Below are 16,579 nucleotides of genomic sequence, written 5' to 3' on the forward strand. Positions count from 1 at the left end.
AAGTTTTGTAACGTTTGAGCGATCGCCCCTCGCCCTCCTGATCCCAGATTCTACCGCTTGAGTGGGCGGATTCGGCAGTTTTTAAACTTGATATATGACAAACCGGTCTCAGATTAGCGCGGCAGTGCGCCAACTTTACAATACGTATCCCTTTCCCCCGGAACCGTTACTGGATGAACCCCCTCCCGGTTACAACTGGCGTTGGCATTGGCAGGCGGCCTATAACTTTTGTACGGGCCGCAAGCCTCCAAGAGATGATGTGCAAATTCTCGATGCGGGTTGCGGGACGGGAGTGGGGACGGAATATCTGGTTCACCTCAATCCCCAGGCTCAGGTGACGGGGATTGATTTGAGTGATGAAGCGATCGCCGTGGCCCGGGAACGTTGTCGCCGCTCGGGAGCGCAACGGGTCACTCTCCACAACTTGAGTCTCTATGATGTGGAACAACTGGATACCCACTTTGACTACATTAACTGTGTGGGGGTTCTGCATCACTTACCTGACCCGATCGCCGGGATTCAAGCTTTAGCCAGTCGTTTGAAACCTGGGGGCTTGATGCATGTGTTCGTCTATGCTGAGTTGGGACGACGGGAGATCTATTTGGCTCAGCAGGCGTTGGCCTTGCTGCAAGGGGGCGATCGCACCAACTTCAAGGAAGGAGTACGCCTGGGCCGTCAACTGTTTCAAGCGCTCCCAGACAGCAATCGCCTGGTGGTGGAAGATAAACGCCGTTGGTCTCTGGAAAATCACCGCGATGCCAATTTTGCGGATATGTATCTCCATCCCCAGGAGGTCGATTACAACATTGAAACCCTGTTTGAGTTGATTGACGCCTCGGGACTATCCTTTGTCGGCTTCTCCAATCCCAGTTATTGGGACATTGACCGCCTGCTGGGGTCTGATGCTGACTTAATGGGGCGATCGCAGCAGTTAGCTGAGCGCGACTATTATCGCCTGGTGGAACTCCTGGACCCAGAATTAACCCACTACGAGTTTTTCCTCTCCCGTCCTCCCCTAGAGCGTTGCCATTGGCAGGAGGATGCAACCTTACGCCAGGCAACTCCTGAAATTCACCCCTGTTTACAAGGTTGGCCCAGCCAATCACTGTTTAACTACGACTATCAGATTGTCACCCTATCAGAAGCCCAGTTCGCCTTTATGCAAGCCTGTGAAGCGGGGACTAGCTCCGTAGGGGACCTGTGCGATCGCCTGGAGTTTGACCTAGAAGAGGTGCGATCGCTCCTCAAGCAACAACTCCTCATGCTCAGCCCCAGTTCCTAAAACTCACCCCAGGGACCCCACAAAATCCAATCGATTCCTCAAATAGAGAAAGTTCTCGGGCAGTGGGCGTACCGCACCGTGATATGATCTCTTCTGGTTTGGATTCGTCCAGACGCTCCATCTCGTCAGCCCGAGATGGTCAGTTACAGAACCCGAATTGTTGACTCAAATTCCATTGAGACAGATTAGGGTGGCCGTAACTGTGCCAATCGGTCCTGCGTGACATCAATGTAGGTGTTTGCATTATGCACCCACGTTATGACGATAACCTCACGCCGTTGACGACACTTCCTCGCTTTCGTCGGTCTGATGACGAGCGCGGCGGCAAAACCACCCCCGTCTCGTCCCAGCCGATCGAAGTTTCTGCGCCGGCAACCTCACCAGAAACCGTTGCCGTCTCCGCTGAGAGTCAATCCTCAGATGAGGACTATTCCCAACTTCAGAAACAACTCTACGTTGTGACCCTGGTCATCTCTGGAGTGGTCTGCGCCTCCCTCGGGGTTTTCTACTCTCGCGATGTGGCCTTGAACTATCTGATTGGGGCCCTAGTCGGCACAGTGTACTTGAAAATGATGGCGAGAGACGTGGCACGTCTCGGTCGGACGAAGGCTAGGTTGGGGAACGGACGGATAGCACTGTTTATCGGGCTAATGGTGGTCGCCACCCAAGTTCAGCAGCTCCAGATTCTCCCCACCTTCTTTGGGTTTATGACGTATAAAGTAGCGATTCTCGTCTATGTCCTCTTGACGACGTTCGCGCCGGACTTAAACTCTTCCAGGCAACCTGTCAATCGATGAGATAACATGCTCGACGTGCTACATACCGTTAATACTTTCCCTTTGGCTAGCTTGGAGGTCGGTCAACATTGGTACTGGGAAGTCGGTAGCCTTAAACTTCACGGACAAGTTTTTCTGACCTCTTGGTTTGTGATCGCCCTGTTGGTGATCGCTTCGATTCTATCAACTCGCAACCTACAACGGGTTCCCAGCGGGCTCCAAAATTTTATGGAGTACGCCCTGGAGTTCCTCCGGGATCTGGCCAAAACCCAGATTGGCGAAAAAGAGTATCGCCCCTGGGTTCCTTTCGTGGGGACGTTATTTTTATTCGTTTTCGTGTCAAACTGGTCTGGGGCACTTGTTCCCTGGAAGCTCATCGAGCTACCCGCCAGTGAACTAGCCGCTCCCACCAACGACATCAACACCACGGTGGCCTTGGCACTGCTGACCTCCCTGGCGTACTTCTACGCCGGAATCAGCAAACGCGGGCTGGGCTACTTCGCCCGCTATATTGAGCCAACGCCAGTCCTGCTTCCGATTAACATTCTGGAAGATTTTACCAAACCCCTCTCCCTGAGTTTCCGTCTCTTTGGTAACATCTTAGCGGACGAATTAGTGGTAGCGGTTTTGGTTTTGCTGGTGCCGCTGTTCGTGCCCTTACCCGTAATGGTGCTGGGTCTATTTACCAGTGCAATTCAGGCGTTGATTTTCGCCACCCTAGCCGCTGCCTATATTGGCGAGGCTATGGAGGGACACGGCGAGCACGATTAGTCGCCAGCGTTCCCGTGGGGTTAACGCCTTTGGTATGACCCCCACCCCCTCCACAGAGACAATAGAGTTAAGCCTTCTAGGACAAGCCTAACCCTCTGTGTCAGCAACACCCTCGGCAATTTTTTGTCGTTTGACGTTTAATTTAGACTGAAAAAAGGAGTAAACAATGGATACTTTAACGGCTGCTGCCTCTGTTTTAGCTGCTGCTCTCGCGGTAGGACTCGCTGCAATCGGCCCCGGAATTGGTCAAGGTAACGCAGCTGGACAAGCTCTCGAAGGGATTGCTCGTCAACCCGAAGCAGAAGGTAAAATTCGCGGAACCTTGCTGCTGAGCTTGGCATTCATGGAAGCACTAACCATTTATGGTTTGGTGGTTGCTCTGGTGCTGCTGTTCGCTAACCCCTTCTCTTAATCGAGTTTTTGACGCTAGGGGGTTCAGAAGCTAGTTCGCTGAAGTCACTTCAAAGAACAGCGGTTCTGGCCCCCGACTCATGATAAGGAGGGTAAGGACAAACCTAAGATTATGCATTGGACAATCGTACTGGCAACTGAAGCCACTCAAGAGGGCGGATTGTTTTCATTCGACGCCACCTTGCCCCTGATGGCCGTTCAGTTCATGGTTCTCGTCGGGGTTCTCAATGCGGTGTTTTATAAACCGTTGAGTAAATCCCTTGATGACCGAGATGACTATATCCGCACCAAAAATCAGAGCGCCCAGGCCCGTCTGAAAGAGGTTCAAGACAAACAGGCGAAGTACGAGCAAGAACTCGCCTCAAGTCGTCAAAAAGCTCAAGAAATTATTAACGCGGCTCGAGCGCAAGCGAATCGAACCGCTGATGCTGAAATTGCAGAAGCACAGCGTCAAGCGAATGAGGAACGAGAACAGGCAGCTGCTGAGATTGAACAGCAAAAACAAGCTGCTTTTGCTCAGATTGATCAGCAGGTTAGTGCCCTCAGTCGACAAATCCTCGAAAAAATCCTCGGTTCTGAACTCGTCCAACGTTAACGAGCTAGTCACGAGTCACAGACTGAGCAATCAGTGGGTGTCTCGATTTTGAGATCCAATGGGGACATGCCTCCAGGGATGGATCGGCAAGGTAACATTTAAGCGATTAGGGTTTAAGAATCATGGAGACTTTTGTATGGCTGGCTGAGGCCGAAGGAGGTTTTGCGTTTAACCCAGACCTACTCGGCAGCAACCTGATCAACCTCATCATTGTCATTGGTGTACTGTACTACTTCGGTCGAGGCTTCCTGGGTAAGATTCTCAGTGAACGCCGCAACACCATTGAAACGGAAATTAGAGACGCTGAGCAGAAAGCTAGCAAGGCTGAGGCCGAGCTGAAAACTGCCCAAGCTAATCTAGAACAGGCTCAGGCCCAGGCTGAGCGTATTTTAGCTGAGGCCAAACAACGGGCTGAGGCCGTTAAAACCCAAATTCAGGACGAGACTCGCGCTGAAATTGAACGGTTGAAAGCCTCCTCGGCTCAGGAACTTCAGTCTGATGAAAGCCGTGCTATGGCACAGTTACGTCAACGTGCGGTGGAGTTGGCAGTGGAAGAGGCTCAGACGTACCTGCGCGATCGCCTCGATGCTGAGGCTCAACAGAAGATTATCGATCGCAGCATTAGCCTAATTGGAGGTCAACGATGACAGGACAAATGGCAACGGCCGAAATTGTTGAGCCTTATGCTAAAGCCTTAATGGCCATCGCCACGGAACATGACCTGGTCGATGCCATCGGCGACAATACGGCTCAAATCCTCGATACTCTTAAGAGTTCTGAGGAATTACAGCAATTTATCACCAACCCCATTATTAAACCGGCGACGAAAAAAGCCGTTTTAACGCAACTGTTTGACGGCCAGGTGCATGACTATACCTCACGGTTCCTACGCCTGCTCGTCGATCGCGGTCGCATTCTCTTCTTACAAGAGATTTGTTCTCAGTATCAGGTCTTATTGCGAGAATTGAAAAACATTGCTCTGGCTGAAGTGACCTCAGCCGTGGAACTCAGCAATGAGCAACAAGAGCAAGTGCGCGATCGCATCAAAGGGTTCACCAACGCCAGTGATGTGGAGTTAGAGATTAACGTCGATCCGACTCTCCTCGGTGGCGTGATTATCCGCGTTGGCTCCCAAGTGCTTGATGTGAGTTTGCGGGGTCAACTGCGTCGTCTAGCTCTGAGCCTCAGTTAACACTGCCGCCTTCGGCGGTGGATGCGTCTAGACGTTCGTGATCACAGTTTTATCCAAGAAGCGTTCAACAGCGAGACAAGATTATGGTAGCTATCAGACCAGACGAGATTAGCAGCATCATTCAGAAACAGATTGAAGACTATGACCAGGATGTCAAAGTCTCCAATGTGGGAACCGTACTTCAAGTTGGGGACGGAATTGCCCGGGTGTATGGCTTGGAACAAGCCATGGCTGGGGAACTCCTCGAATTTGAAGATGGAACCATTGGCATTGCTCTCAACCTTGAAGAAGACAACGTTGGGGCCGTGTTGATGGGTGAAGGTCGCGAGATCCAAGAAGGATCTTCTGTGAAGTCCACCGGTAAAATTGCCCAGGTTCCCGTCGGGGACGCCATGGTTGGTCGGGTCGTGGATGCTTTGGGTCGTCCCATTGACGGTAAAGGGGACATCAACACCAGCGAAACTCGCCTCATTGAATCCGGCGCACCGGGAATTATTGAGCGGAAATCCGTTTGCGAACCCATGCAAACCGGGATTACCTCGATTGACGCTATGATTCCCGTCGGTCGTGGTCAGCGGGAGTTGATTATTGGTGACCGTCAAACGGGTAAAACCGCGATCGCCATCGACACCATCCTCAACCAGAAGAGCGAGGATGTGATTTGTGTCTATGTGGCGGTGGGTCAAAAAGCCTCCACCGTGGCTCAAGTCATCGGCATTTTGGAAGACAACGGCGCCATGGACTACACCATCGTCGTCGCTGCCAACGCCTCTGACCCCGCCACCCTACAATACTTGGCACCTTACACCGGTGCGAGTATGGCGGAATACTTCATGTACAACGGCAAAGCGACGTTGGTCATCTATGATGACTTGTCGAAACAGGCTCAGGCCTATCGTCAAATGTCCCTGTTGCTGCGTCGTCCCCCCGGTCGTGAAGCGTATCCTGGAGATGTGTTCTATCTCCACTCTCGTCTGTTGGAACGGGCCGCGAAACTCAGCGATGAACTCGGCGGCGGTAGCATGACGGCGTTGCCGATTATTGAAACCCAAGCCGGTGACGTTTCGGCGTACATTCCCACCAACGTCATCTCCATTACCGATGGACAAATCTTCTTGTCCTCTGACCTGTTCAACTCCGGTCAGCGTCCGGCGGTGAACCCGGGTATTTCTGTATCCCGCGTGGGTTCAGCGGCGCAAACCAAAGCCATTAAGAAGGTGGCTGGGAAGATGAAACTGGAATTGGCTCAGTTCGATGAACTTGAGGCCTTCTCCCAGTTCGCCTCTGACTTGGATGCCGCCACCCGCAACCAACTTGAACGGGGTAAACGTCTGCGTCAGTTACTCAAACAGCCTCAAAGTTCTCCTCTGCCCTTGGAAGAACAGGTGGCAATTGTTTACGCTGGGGTCAATGGTCTCCTCGATGAGATTCCCGTAGAGAAGGTAACTCAGTTTACCCAGGGCCTACGGGAATATCTGCGCAGCAGCAAGCCTAAGTTTGGTGAGTTGATTCGCTCGACTAAGAAATTGGAAGAGGAATCGGAAAGTCTCCTCAAAGAGGCGATCGCAGAATATAAACAGACCTTCTTGGTGTCTGCGTAATCGCGAACTCGATTTGAGGGTGAGGCTGGCCCGGCCATCCCTTGCCCTCAATCCCTCTAGTGCCACTATTGTTCACTCGTTTCCCCTATGGCTAATCTAAAGGCGATTCGCGATCGCATTAAATCTGTTAAAAATACGCGAAAAATTACCGAAGCCATGCGTCTGGTGGCAGCAGCGCGAGTTCGTCGCGCTCAGGAACAAGTCTTGGCCACTCGTCCCTTTGCCGATGCCTTGGCTCAAGTGTTGTTTGGCCTGCAAAACCGGCTGCAATTTGAAGATGTGGAACTGCCTCTGTTGCAACAGCAAGAGGTGGAGTCCGTGGCCCTAGTGGTCGTCTCGGGCGATCGCGGTCTCTGTGGCGGCTACAATGCCAACATTATCCGTCGCGCTGAGGCCCGTGCTGCTGAACTGAAGGCGGAAGGGAAAAAAGTCACCTTCATCCTCATCGGCCGCAAAGCCATTCAATACTTCAAGCGTCGGGAGGCCCCCATCACCGCCACCTTCGCCAACCTCTCGCAAATTCCCACCGCTGAAGAAGCGGGACAAATCAACGACGAAACCCGCGCCATCTATCTCTCGGATAATGTGCAACGGGTGGAGTTGGTCTATACCAAGTTTGTCTCCCTGGTGAGTTCTAAGCCTGTGGTGCAAACCCTGCTTCCCCTCGATCCTCAAGGCTTAGCCGCCCAGGATGACGAGATTTTCCGCCTCACCAGTCGCGGTGGCAGTTTTGAGGTTCAGCGCGAACCGGCCCCCATGACGGCGGCGGAATTGCCCCGAGATATGATTTTTGAGCAAGACCCGGTGCAAATTCTCGATGCCTTGCTCCCCCTTTATATCACGAACCAGATTCTTCGGGCCCTACAAGAATCGGCGGCGAGTGAGTTAGCCGCACGGATGACGGCGATGAACAACGCCAGCGACAACGCCAATGACCTCATCTCTGACTTGACTCGCTCCTACAACAAAGCGCGTCAGGCAGCTATTACGCAAGAAATTCTTGAAGTAGTCGGCGGTGCCGAAGCGTTGGGTTAAAAGAGCAGGCAGTAGGGAAAGAAGCCAAAAGGTATAACCCACCCTACCCCTCCTCTTCCTCTGTGTCCTCTGTGCCTCTGTGGTAACCCTCTTGCCTCTTGCCTTCCTGTATTTGCTGATTCCTTAAAAGCGTCTTCTTCAGAGGGCGCTTTTTTTGTGGGTTTTTAAGCTCAATGGCCCTTGACATTCAAAATTCGTTTTGCTATACTGAAATTAACAAATAAAGCTTCACCCCTTAATCAAAGCGCACCAAATTTTTGCTTAAGGTTGGCAAGGCTTCGCGGCTCCGGTGCGGGCCGCGCAAAGCCAAACATCTAAGCAGGGCAATTTTATTTTTGATTTTCGTACATTAAATGGGTAGAAATATTCCCTAGAGCAGTAGAGGCTCTAAAGCCTTGTAGTCGGGTCAAGCCAGAAGGCCACCTCTCGGGTAAGACTCTTCAAATCCCGAGACAGTCCCTGTTTCACCCATTGAGCCATTGCATCGAGGGGAGAAAAGGATTGTCCGACCTCCCAGGGAATGTCCTGAGCAATGGGAGTGAGATGAGTGCCCTTGAGAAGTCGAAAACTGACCCAATCGGGAAACATTCCCTCTAACAGTGGACGTAGAATCAAACTTTGATCAATGGTGTCATCTTGGAACTTAATCAGAAGATTACGGCGGACTCCATAGTGGTTAGCGATGAGGTCTTGGGTTTGTTCTGGGGATGGGGTAAATTCCACCTCCGTCAGTAGAGAAAGTTGCTCAACAAAGGGAATCGAACGCCGGGCCGGGTAATTGTTGTAGGCCATCAAGACATTCCCGGCCCGTTTGACGCTAAAAAGACTGCTGATGAGGAGATGGAGTTTACAGCCGAGACTATGGCCAACCCCATAAACAGGTAATCCCCGTTTGCGAAGTTGACCGGTAGCGTAGAGGCGATCGCAGGTTTGCTCAAAACGATTCAGAGCCTCCTGGGCCATCTCTTTATGATTGAGGGTATTAATTAAAGGTGTGGCAATTACCAAATAGCCCTGACTGGCCAAATACTCCAATAAAAAACGATAGGTGTATTTGGGGGCGGTGGCCACAAAGGCCCCACCGATAAAGTGAATGATTCCCTTTGGACGATTGGGAATGAGGACTGAACTTCCCGTCACATCTTGCCAAGCCGGAACCCGTTGAGCCATAGGGCGATCGCTCATAACACACAAACTCATCCCATTCTATCGCAATCTCTCCACACAGAAAAAAGGGGGCCTTCTCAGAAGACCCCCCATGTCTAGAAAGGAGTGAGTTCGGTTGACGGTTAGCCCAGTCGTAACGGAGATATCCCTAAGACTGACGGCGTTTCATCAAGCCCAGTCCAGCAATACTCAATAGTCCCAAGACAGTCGAGGGTTCAGGAATCGGCTCACCAGGACGATTACCAGGAATTGTCAGGTGATATAAGCCTGTGTGAGACACACCATCAGCACCTTGGCCTTGATCATTAACCAACCCAGATTCCAGAGCTTGTCCCATTTGATAGAGGAAGTGCGTCTGACCCCCGTAGTCCACTCGCACAACTTCACTCATATTCAGCCCCGTGGAGTGATTGAGGTGACCCGCTAAGCCCACTGCCACATCACCATTGTTTTCAAGGCGTACATAGTTGACGTTAGGATCACTAAAGCGAGAAGCCCCATCATTCTGAAAAGCAGCCAGGGTAACAAAGCCAAGGACAACCCCTGACCACTGGGAACTATTCAAGCTGCTGATATGGTCAATTCCAGCTAACGCTGGGACTTTTTGACCAATGAAACTAGAAAAGCCAGGAACATCCCAAGCTTCAGTCAGCCATTTCTGGGCAAAGGTATTGTAGCCACCATAAGAGGTTAACCAATCTGCCTGAGTGAGACTACTCACAGAAATTGCCTCACCATTTAAGGTTCCCGAGAGGGTTGTAGCTGAGCGAAAGTTAGCCGCACCGGAGTGGCGATCGGTTCCAGACAGTTCGATGTGGCCACCCGGGTTGTTGATATCCCCTTGTAGTAGGACAGCTAAATCAGGATTATCTGTGCGAACCGTGGAGGAACCCACCTGTTCATAGAAAAGTGCCTGTCCAGTCAGAGAGATATTCGTTAGACTCCCCGCCATCGCTGGGGAGCCGGCCAGAACCGTTATCCCAATAAAAGAGCTACCGATTAGGGTTTTATGAAGTAATCCAGACATGAGTGTAACGTCCTTTGGGTAAATTCAGAGTAGTATTGCTTGTATATCGGGTAGATACCGACAGGATACGTTCCCGTTGCCCTGACCAGCCAGGTGGGGAGTGATAGGTGTCACTCATGCCCAGGAACGACTGTCTAACCGCTTCGTTTCAACCTATCCTTATCTTACGCGGCTCTGGCTAGCCGTAGGTAAAGTTAATGTTGAGTTTTGCCCCAGTTTTATAAAGTTTTTGCGAAGTTGAATATGGCGGTCAACCCTTGATGAGACCTAGATGTTAGGCTATTTATATGAAATTACGGATTGAATTTTAGCCAACGAGAAATTGCTGCTTTAGTTTAAGTATTAATGCGCAAGGATAAGACTTAATTGCCGGAATATTATGTTTTATAGCTGAGTGACGGAAGGTTTCAGTCAGGAAGTCGCTCAGGATTTTCGTAAAAACACAGAAATTCGCTCAACCGCTGTTGTCAGCACTTGGGGCGATCGCACCAAAGCAAAGCGAACATAGCCCTCGCCACTCTCCCCAAAACCCACTCCTGGAGAGGCCGCCACCCCCGTCTCTTGCACTAAGGCTTCACAAAAGCCGATGGAGTTCCCCCGCCAGGGTTCAGGGAGTTGGGCCCAGACATACATGGTTGCTTTCGGAGTCGGGACAGCCCAGCCAATCCCCTGCATCGCCGCGATAAACACATCTCGACGCTCTCGGAAACAGTCAACAGTCCCTTGAACCGCTGTCTCGTCACTCTTGAGGGCGGCGATCGCCCCCCGGAAAATCCCTTGATACTGATTAAAGTCCACCGCCGCCTTCACCTGGCGCAAGGCTAAAATCAACTCGGAGTTCCCGATGGCATAGCCTACCCGAAATCCTCCCATATTGTAAGATTTCGAGAGGGTAAAAAACTCAATACTGCGCCGTTTCTCAACATCGGCTTGCAGAATCGAGGGAGGACGCTCACCGTTAAAGACTAAATCCCCGTAGGGGAAATCATGAACGAGAGCCATATTATATTTATCGCAAAAGGTCAAGGCTTCTTTAAAAAACGTAATAGAAGCCGTCGCCGTGGTGGGATTATGGGGATAATTCAACACCATCATGCGGGCGCGATCGCACACCTGGGGGGGAACCTCGTCAAAATCAGGCAAAAATCCTCGTTCAGCTCGCAAGGGGAGCCGATGAATCTCGCCTCCCGCTAACGCCACCCCACCATAATGAGAGGGATAACCTGGGTCGAGAAGCAACGCATAATCCCCAGGATTCAACAAAGCCAGAGGGAGATGAGCCGTTCCCTCCTGAGACCCCACCAGGGGTAAGACCTCCGTTTCCGGGTTAACCTCAATCTGATAACGTCGTTGATACCAGTCCGCCGCCGCCTCACGGAAGGCCTGAGTTCCGTGGAAAAGGAGATATTGATGAGTTTTACGATCCCAGAGCGATCGCTCAATCTCCCGCAAAATAAAATCCGCCGTCGGTAAATCCGACGAACCCAAAGATAAATCAATAATCTCTCGTCCAGCCTGGCGGGCCGCCGCCTTGGCCCGATCCATATCCGCAAAAACATTAGAACGGAGCGAGCTTAGGCGTTGAGCGAAGTGAACCATAACAAAGGCTGAAACGAGACAGAGCGAGTAGTGGTGAGAAGCTTAAGCGGCTAAAAGAGACTCTAATAGCTCTTGAAGTTGCGATCGCGTAATCGCCCCTTCCTTAGACTCAATCAGCTCACCTTGGCGATAGAAGCGTAACGCCGGGACTCCTTCGACCTTGCAGCGTTTGACAGACTCCGGATTCGCATCCACCTCCAACTTAACAATCTTGAGGCGATCGCTATAGGTCTGCGCGGCCCAGTCAATCGAAGGGGAAACCAAGCGACAGGGGCCACACCAAGCGGCCCAAAAATAAGCTAAGACCGGTTGGTTTGCCTCCAACACGTCCGCCTGGAACTGAGAATCATTAATCGTAACCGGTTGACTCATGGTTTTGTCGTTAACATCCCTGAGGGGAGACAGGACTAAACAAAATCCCCGTCATCCAGTTTAAAACGAGATGAGCCGCAAGCAAACAGCGATCGCCCAATCTTCAATGGAGCGATCGCCGAGGGACACAACTGGCAAACCTCAGTCCTAGAGATTATCCAGTTCAGCCCGGAGTTTCTCCAGCTCATCATCCACCTCTGCATCAGCAGCGGGAGCTTGGCCCTGGGGAAGGGCCCCAGCCGGCTTCGAGCCACCGGATAGTTGAGCCTTCATGGCCGCCAACTCATCATCCACATCACTTCCCGACTCCAACTGAGCAAACTGGCTTTCCAAATCCGCTCCCAGGAGTTCCTCAGACGCTTGAGACGTAGCTTCCGCTTCCAGGACTTTCTCTTCCATGCGCTCAAACGCACCCATCGCCCCACTACTATTGAGAGAACCGAGGCTATTTTGCAATTGCTCTTGGGCCTTGGCCGACTGCATCCGAGCCTTGAGCATATTTTTCTTCGTTTTCGCCTCAGAAATCTTGCTCTCCAGCTGCATCAGGCTGCGTTTGAGAGTCTCCACCTGGCCTGACTGGCCATCATACTGAGCCTTGAGCGTCGCCGCCGTTTCAGCATGGGACTTCTTCCGTTGCAGAGCTTCCCGCGCCAGACTCTCATCCCCTTTTTGCAACGCTAATTGAGCGCGACTTTGCCATTGATTGGCATTAGTCTGAGCCTGATTGTACTGCTGTTGAGTTCGCTTTTGTTGGGCGATCGCCTTCGCAACAGCTTGGCGCAACTGCACCAAGTCTTCCTGCATATCAATAATCGCCTGTTCTAAAATCTTTTCTGGATCTTCAGCCTTACTGACCATGTCATTGACATTGGCGCGAACGACGCGGCTGATGCGATCGAATAATCCCATAACGTCTTTATTCCTTCTGACAGTTGGTTAACACGTGGAAAACGGATTTCTACTTCAAGTGTAGCGATCCTTAACTGAGATTGGGGAGTTGGGCGCGGTCACGAAAACAGCTCAGTCCACTGCCCCCATCCTACCCTGAATTCCTCCTACGGAGCTTGATATACCTGGGCTGATATCCCCTCCTCTTGCAAACGGTTTACCAGAGACTCAGCACCTGGGGTATCATCAAAAGCTCCCACCTGAACCTTCACCCCACTGGGGAACTCCCGTAAATAGGCATCCGGAACCACGTCACGCACCCGATTTAAGGTTGAGACCTGATTGTTATAGTTCACCACCACAAAGACAAAACCGCCAAAATTTCCATCTCGGTCAATCGTTGGCGCAGGGCCGGACACCTCTTCAGTTTCTTCCTCTTGAGAGGCCGGTGGTGTTTCGGGGGGGGACGCCTCAGCCGAGCCTGGCGTTAGGAGCGCCGAAATATTATCCAGGGTATTTTCCGCCGCCTCTGTCGATTCCGCTGGCGCAGGAGCAGGTGCTTCCGGCTGACTGGGGGCCTCAGCAATGTCTGGCGGCGTCACTAAAGATGATCTCATCTCAGGATCTAAACTACTCAGAGTACTCAAATCTAACTGAATAAACTCTTCCGCCGCCAAATCAGGAGAGGTGGGTAAGCGGGCCGGACGAGACTCAGCCGTTGCGGAGGTTGTCCCCTCCTCCCCATCCTCCTCCGTTGCTGTGTCCTCAGCAAAGAAGCGCTCCAACCCCAACTGTGACAAACTCTCAGGATTCACCAGGACATACCCTAACGTAGCCGTAGCTGCCAAGAACAACAACACCGACCCCACCCCCAAAGCCGTAAACCTGCGTTCCTTGTCCTCCTCCGCCTCAGACGACTCCACCGTCGCCTCAGTCACCCCAAGGCTCAAACCGGGCTCAGCGTTGTCCGGGGTCTCAGTCTCCTGACGCAACCGTTGCGCCGACTCCAAATAGGTCTCAGGAACCACCGCCGACTCAGCCGGATCTCCAACCCCTTCAGGCTCGGCTGTCATGGAAGACTCAGAGGGAACCTGAACCCCGCGCACATCCCCATTAGAAGCCAGCTCAGGGGAGACATCCCAGGGAGAGGTCTCCTCCGAAGTCATCTCAGGAGACTCCAGCCGTCCCTCAACCACGACTGGGGACGATGGTGGTGGTGGGGGAGGTGGGCCCATGCGCTTGCGATGGTGTCGATAGCGCTCCAGTTCAGCATCAAGTGGAACATCCAAACTGGCCAACGCCACTTGTAACGAGGGATGAAGCACAGAGGGAGTTCGGGTAGGAGAGGGTGTAGTGGAAGACACTTAACTTAAGTTGCCGGTTCACAAAATGGACACCCCATCGGGGCTGTTACAAGATTAACGCGACTTGACTAGGAATGGGGGAGCAAGTTGTAGACCTCCTCAGTTTGACGTCAACGTCAGAGTTGTCTGTTTCAGTCTATGGGGTTGATTGCCTGACCCTCATCGAAATTTTACAACGTTTTCACACAACCTTCACAAAGGTGAGCCACCCTGGGACTGTGGGGGCACATTAATTCAGCGTCTTGACCCTGCCAACTCTTAAACTACATTCCCGACGAACCCAACTTAAGGGGGCGATCGGATTTAGCCCCAGCCCCATTCATCATGAGTTTTGAATCCCTCGATCAGATTTTACGATCTATCTCTCCTCTAGTTGCCGCTCCTGAACAAGACCCATTCGAGCAACTCCTTATCCTTTGGCCGGATCTCGTTGGCCCCAAAGCCGCTCGCTTCAGTCGTCCGACTCGTTTGTTCCAAGGCATTCTACAGGTGGCTACTGCTAATGCTGTCTGGGCCCAACAGTTGACCTTTCAAAGACGCCAATTACTCAATCGCCTCAATTCCCAGTTAGACGAACCCCTACAGGACATCCGACTTTCACCCCGGTTATGGCATCAAGACTCTCAAATTCCTGAAACTTCACCCGAGTACCAACTCTCAGACCATCCCAGTATTTGGCGTCCCCTAGCCAAGCCGTCTTTAGCTCCCCACTCGACCGAAACAGCTCCCCCGTCCATGACCCCTCAACTGGCATTTGAAGCGTTGTTACAAAAACTCGCCGCTCGCACTCATGAGTCGCCCATCTGTCCAGTTTGCCACTGTCCAACTCCCATCGGTGAACTAAACCGCTGGTCTGTTTGTGCCGTTTGTGCCGTGTCCTCCTTAGAAATACGGAGGCCATCCTAGGGTCTTTTTCTGTATTTGACAATCTTTCTCTAATCGATCCCTGCTAGGTGATAAGGGGTTCATTGGTCTGTAGTGATAACTACAACAGGCAGTTCATTTTTCTTAACAGATTTTACCATTAGTTTACACAAAAGACCATCAACACTAAATTTTATATTTTCTTTGGGATCTAAAAAAGGAAGAGATTGTAGAATTAAAGAAGATAAATAAAAACGCTCGTTTTAAATCTAATTCAATGAATATCAATACTTGCTCCGTTTCAACCTGTCGCTCGTGCCGATACTATACTCCCGAAGGTCGTCGAGGTGGACAATGCCAGCAACTCAGCGCACCGGTGTGTGGGAGTTGGAAATCCTGCTCCTTAGCCTTTCCACCCTTTGCTCCTTCTTGGGAACATTTAGAAAAACTCATTTCTCTCGACAGCCCCGAGCCAGTTGCCCATCAAAAATTGCCGAAGCAATCTGTGCCTGCTCAAGCTGCACGTGTTCCTGCATAACAACTTCAGCCGTTTGAACTGACGTAGCTGTCAAAGATTGCCGGAGGGCACTCTGAACCGGGAGGGAATCCCCCACCTGTTCCCGATTGCTTTCCCCTCCTGGGGGAGACCTGTTGCCTTATTTTTCCCTGTTTTTTGTCCTATTGAGACCAATTTTCGCAAGATGAATCCCTCAAAAAAACCCCACCTAGGGGAGGCGGGGGGACGATGTGTCTCAAGAGTTCAAAGAACGAACCTGACCGACCTCTAAGGAAGCCAGGGGTACTGCCGAAAATCAGGGGCCCGCTTTTCTAAAAAGGCTTGTTTTCCCTCGACACCTTCTTCAGTCATATAATACAAAAGCGTAGCATTTCCCGCCAATTCTTGTAACCCGGCTTGGCCGTCACAATCGGCATTGAACGCCGCTTTCAGACAACGGATAGCAATGGGGCTTTTTTGCAGGATTTCCTCGGCCCAACGGACTCCCTCAGCCTCCAACTCCTCCACCGGAACAACGGTATTCACCAATCCCATGTCTAGGGCCTGTTGTGCATCATATTGGCGACAGAGGAACCAAATTTCCCGGGCTTTCTTCTGCCCCACACTGCGGGAGAGATAGCTGGCCCCAAAACCACCATCAAAACTGCCCACTTTCGGTCCCGTTTGCCCAAAAATAGCATTGTCCGCCGCGATGGTGAGGTCGCACACCACATGGAGCACATGGCCCCCACCAATGGCATAGCCGGCTACGAGAGCAATCACGACTTTAGGCATGGAGCGAATCAGCCGCTGCAAATCCAAGACATTGAGGCGAGGAACCCCCGCTTCGTCCAGATAGCCGGCTTTTCCTCGAACACTTTGATCGCCACCGGAACAAAAGGCATATTTGCCATCAGTATGGGGACCCGCTCCCGTGAGTAACACCACCCCAATACGGGTATCTTCCCGAGCATCCGCAAAGGCATCATAGAGTTCAACAACGGTTTGCGGACGAAAGGCGTTGCGTTTGTGGGGACGGTTGATGGTGATTTTGGCAATCCCATCCCCTTTGTGGTAGAGAATATCCTCGTAGGTTTTTGCCGTTTGCCAGGTGATATCCATAAAATTGTTGTCAGGTC

The 16,579-nt window shown here is 51.7% G+C and carries 17 protein-coding genes; 10 read left to right on the forward strand and 7 right to left on the reverse strand.

Annotated elements, in window-relative coordinates; translation table 11 throughout:
- Positions 1–94: 94 nt before the first annotated feature.
- From NEA10_RS08630 to NEA10_RS08670, 9 genes are all read left to right on the forward strand, one after another.
- Positions 95–1,282, forward strand: coding sequence for a class I SAM-dependent methyltransferase (locus NEA10_RS08630; protein ID WP_252664924.1), 1,188 nt, complete (start codon positions 95–97; stop codon positions 1,280–1,282).
- A 245-nt stretch (positions 1,283–1,527) separates the two neighbouring features.
- On the forward strand, positions 1,528–2,079 hold the full coding sequence (locus NEA10_RS08635; protein ID WP_252664925.1) for an ATP synthase subunit I: 552 nt from the start codon (positions 1,528–1,530) through the stop codon (positions 2,077–2,079).
- Positions 2,080–2,085: 6 nt separating this feature from the next.
- Positions 2,086–2,829 carry a F0F1 ATP synthase subunit A gene (gene atpB, locus NEA10_RS08640; protein WP_252664927.1) on the forward strand — a complete coding sequence of 248 codons (744 nt, stop codon included), beginning with the start codon at positions 2,086–2,088 and terminating at the stop codon, positions 2,827–2,829.
- A gap of 166 nt (positions 2,830–2,995) precedes the next feature.
- Positions 2,996–3,241, forward strand: coding sequence for an ATP synthase F0 subunit C (gene atpE, locus NEA10_RS08645; RefSeq protein WP_252664928.1), 246 nt, complete (start codon positions 2,996–2,998; stop codon positions 3,239–3,241).
- Positions 3,242–3,352: 111 nt separating this feature from the next.
- Entirely contained in the window at positions 3,353–3,835 is a 483-nt protein-coding gene (locus NEA10_RS08650) for a F0F1 ATP synthase subunit B' (RefSeq protein ID WP_309494825.1), read from the forward strand.
- Between the two features lie 122 nt (positions 3,836–3,957).
- Entirely contained in the window at positions 3,958–4,482 is a 525-nt protein-coding gene (locus tag NEA10_RS08655; protein WP_252664929.1) for a F0F1 ATP synthase subunit B, read from the forward strand.
- Positions 4,479–5,027: an ATP synthase F1 subunit delta gene (gene atpH, locus NEA10_RS08660; protein WP_252664931.1), complete on the forward strand. Its 549-nt coding sequence runs from the start codon at positions 4,479–4,481 to the stop codon at positions 5,025–5,027. The genes NEA10_RS08655 and atpH overlap by 4 nt, the downstream gene beginning before the upstream one ends.
- An 83-nt stretch (positions 5,028–5,110) precedes the next feature.
- Positions 5,111–6,628: a F0F1 ATP synthase subunit alpha gene (atpA, locus tag NEA10_RS08665; RefSeq protein WP_252664932.1), complete on the forward strand. Its 1,518-nt coding sequence runs from the start codon at positions 5,111–5,113 to the stop codon at positions 6,626–6,628.
- A gap of 87 nt (positions 6,629–6,715) precedes the next feature.
- Positions 6,716–7,663 carry a F0F1 ATP synthase subunit gamma gene (locus NEA10_RS08670; RefSeq protein ID WP_252664941.1) on the forward strand — a complete coding sequence of 316 codons (948 nt, stop codon included), beginning with the start codon at positions 6,716–6,718 and terminating at the stop codon, positions 7,661–7,663.
- A gap of 387 nt (positions 7,664–8,050) precedes the next feature.
- On the opposite strand, the gene NEA10_RS08675 is transcribed toward NEA10_RS08670, so the two are convergent.
- From NEA10_RS08675 to NEA10_RS08700, 6 genes are all read right to left on the reverse strand, one after another.
- A complete protein-coding gene (locus tag NEA10_RS08675) occupies positions 8,051–8,848 on the reverse strand; it encodes a DUF1350 family protein (RefSeq protein ID WP_252664943.1) in 798 nt (265 codons plus the stop codon).
- 130 nt (positions 8,849–8,978) lie between these two features.
- Entirely contained in the window at positions 8,979–9,857 is an 879-nt protein-coding gene (locus NEA10_RS08680; protein WP_252664945.1) for an NF038130 family PEP-CTERM protein, read from the reverse strand.
- A gap of 423 nt (positions 9,858–10,280) precedes the next feature.
- Positions 10,281–11,456, reverse strand: coding sequence for an LL-diaminopimelate aminotransferase (locus NEA10_RS08685; RefSeq protein ID WP_252664947.1), 1,176 nt, complete (start codon positions 11,454–11,456; stop codon positions 10,281–10,283).
- 42 nt (positions 11,457–11,498) lie between these two features.
- The gene (locus NEA10_RS08690; RefSeq protein WP_252664949.1) at positions 11,499–11,828 is read right to left on the reverse strand and encodes a thioredoxin family protein; all 330 of its coding nucleotides are present in this window, start codon (positions 11,826–11,828) and stop codon (positions 11,499–11,501) included.
- Positions 11,829–11,975: 147 nt separating this feature from the next.
- Entirely contained in the window at positions 11,976–12,737 is a 762-nt protein-coding gene (locus NEA10_RS08695; protein WP_252664950.1) for a PspA/IM30 family protein, read from the reverse strand.
- A gap of 146 nt (positions 12,738–12,883) precedes the next feature.
- Positions 12,884–14,041, reverse strand: a complete 1,158-nt coding sequence (locus tag NEA10_RS08700) for a hypothetical protein (protein WP_252664951.1) — start codon at positions 14,039–14,041, stop codon at positions 12,884–12,886.
- 363 nt (positions 14,042–14,404) lie between these two features.
- Between NEA10_RS08700 and NEA10_RS08705 the strand changes: the two genes are divergently transcribed.
- A complete protein-coding gene (locus NEA10_RS08705) occupies positions 14,405–14,986 on the forward strand; it encodes a DciA family protein (protein ID WP_252664952.1) in 582 nt (193 codons plus the stop codon).
- 742 nt (positions 14,987–15,728) lie between these two features.
- Here the strand turns inward: NEA10_RS08705 and menB are convergent.
- Complete coding sequence (gene menB / locus NEA10_RS08710) at positions 15,729–16,562, reverse strand: 1,4-dihydroxy-2-naphthoyl-CoA synthase (protein WP_252664953.1); 834 nt, start codon at positions 16,560–16,562, stop codon at positions 15,729–15,731.
- Between the last annotated feature and the right edge of the window lie 17 nt (positions 16,563–16,579).

Source organism: Phormidium yuhuli AB48 (assembly GCF_023983615.1).
Taxonomy (GTDB): domain Bacteria; phylum Cyanobacteriota; class Cyanobacteriia; order Cyanobacteriales; family Geitlerinemataceae; genus Sodalinema; species Sodalinema yuhuli.

What these genes read in the sequence shown, in the direction of transcription:
- NEA10_RS08630 (WP_252664924.1), top strand. Translation starts at nt 95, where the DNA reads ATGACAAACCGGTCTCAGATTAGCGCGGCAGTGCGCCAACTTTACAAT.
- NEA10_RS08635 (WP_252664925.1), top strand. Translation starts at nt 1,528, where the DNA reads ATGCACCCACGTTATGACGATAACCTCACGCCGTTGACGACACTTCCT.
- atpB (WP_252664927.1), top strand. Translation starts at nt 2,086, where the DNA reads ATGCTCGACGTGCTACATACCGTTAATACTTTCCCTTTGGCTAGCTTG.
- atpE (WP_252664928.1), top strand. Translation starts at nt 2,996, where the DNA reads ATGGATACTTTAACGGCTGCTGCCTCTGTTTTAGCTGCTGCTCTCGCG.
- NEA10_RS08650 (WP_309494825.1), top strand. Translation starts at nt 3,353, where the DNA reads ATGCATTGGACAATCGTACTGGCAACTGAAGCCACTCAAGAGGGCGGA.
- NEA10_RS08655 (WP_252664929.1), top strand. Translation starts at nt 3,958, where the DNA reads ATGGAGACTTTTGTATGGCTGGCTGAGGCCGAAGGAGGTTTTGCGTTT.
- atpH (WP_252664931.1), top strand. Translation starts at nt 4,479, where the DNA reads ATGACAGGACAAATGGCAACGGCCGAAATTGTTGAGCCTTATGCTAAA.
- atpA (WP_252664932.1), top strand. Translation starts at nt 5,111, where the DNA reads ATGGTAGCTATCAGACCAGACGAGATTAGCAGCATCATTCAGAAACAG.
- NEA10_RS08670 (WP_252664941.1), top strand. Translation starts at nt 6,716, where the DNA reads ATGGCTAATCTAAAGGCGATTCGCGATCGCATTAAATCTGTTAAAAAT.
- NEA10_RS08675 (WP_252664943.1), bottom strand. Translation starts at nt 8,848, where the DNA reads ATGAGCGATCGCCCTATGGCTCAACGGGTTCCGGCTTGGCAAGATGTG.
- NEA10_RS08680 (WP_252664945.1), bottom strand. Translation starts at nt 9,857, where the DNA reads ATGTCTGGATTACTTCATAAAACCCTAATCGGTAGCTCTTTTATTGGG.
- NEA10_RS08685 (WP_252664947.1), bottom strand. Translation starts at nt 11,456, where the DNA reads ATGGTTCACTTCGCTCAACGCCTAAGCTCGCTCCGTTCTAATGTTTTT.
- NEA10_RS08690 (WP_252664949.1), bottom strand. Translation starts at nt 11,828, where the DNA reads ATGAGTCAACCGGTTACGATTAATGATTCTCAGTTCCAGGCGGACGTG.
- NEA10_RS08695 (WP_252664950.1), bottom strand. Translation starts at nt 12,737, where the DNA reads ATGGGATTATTCGATCGCATCAGCCGCGTCGTTCGCGCCAATGTCAAT.
- NEA10_RS08705 (WP_252664952.1), top strand. Translation starts at nt 14,405, where the DNA reads ATGAGTTTTGAATCCCTCGATCAGATTTTACGATCTATCTCTCCTCTA.
- menB (WP_252664953.1), bottom strand. Translation starts at nt 16,562, where the DNA reads ATGGATATCACCTGGCAAACGGCAAAAACCTACGAGGATATTCTCTAC.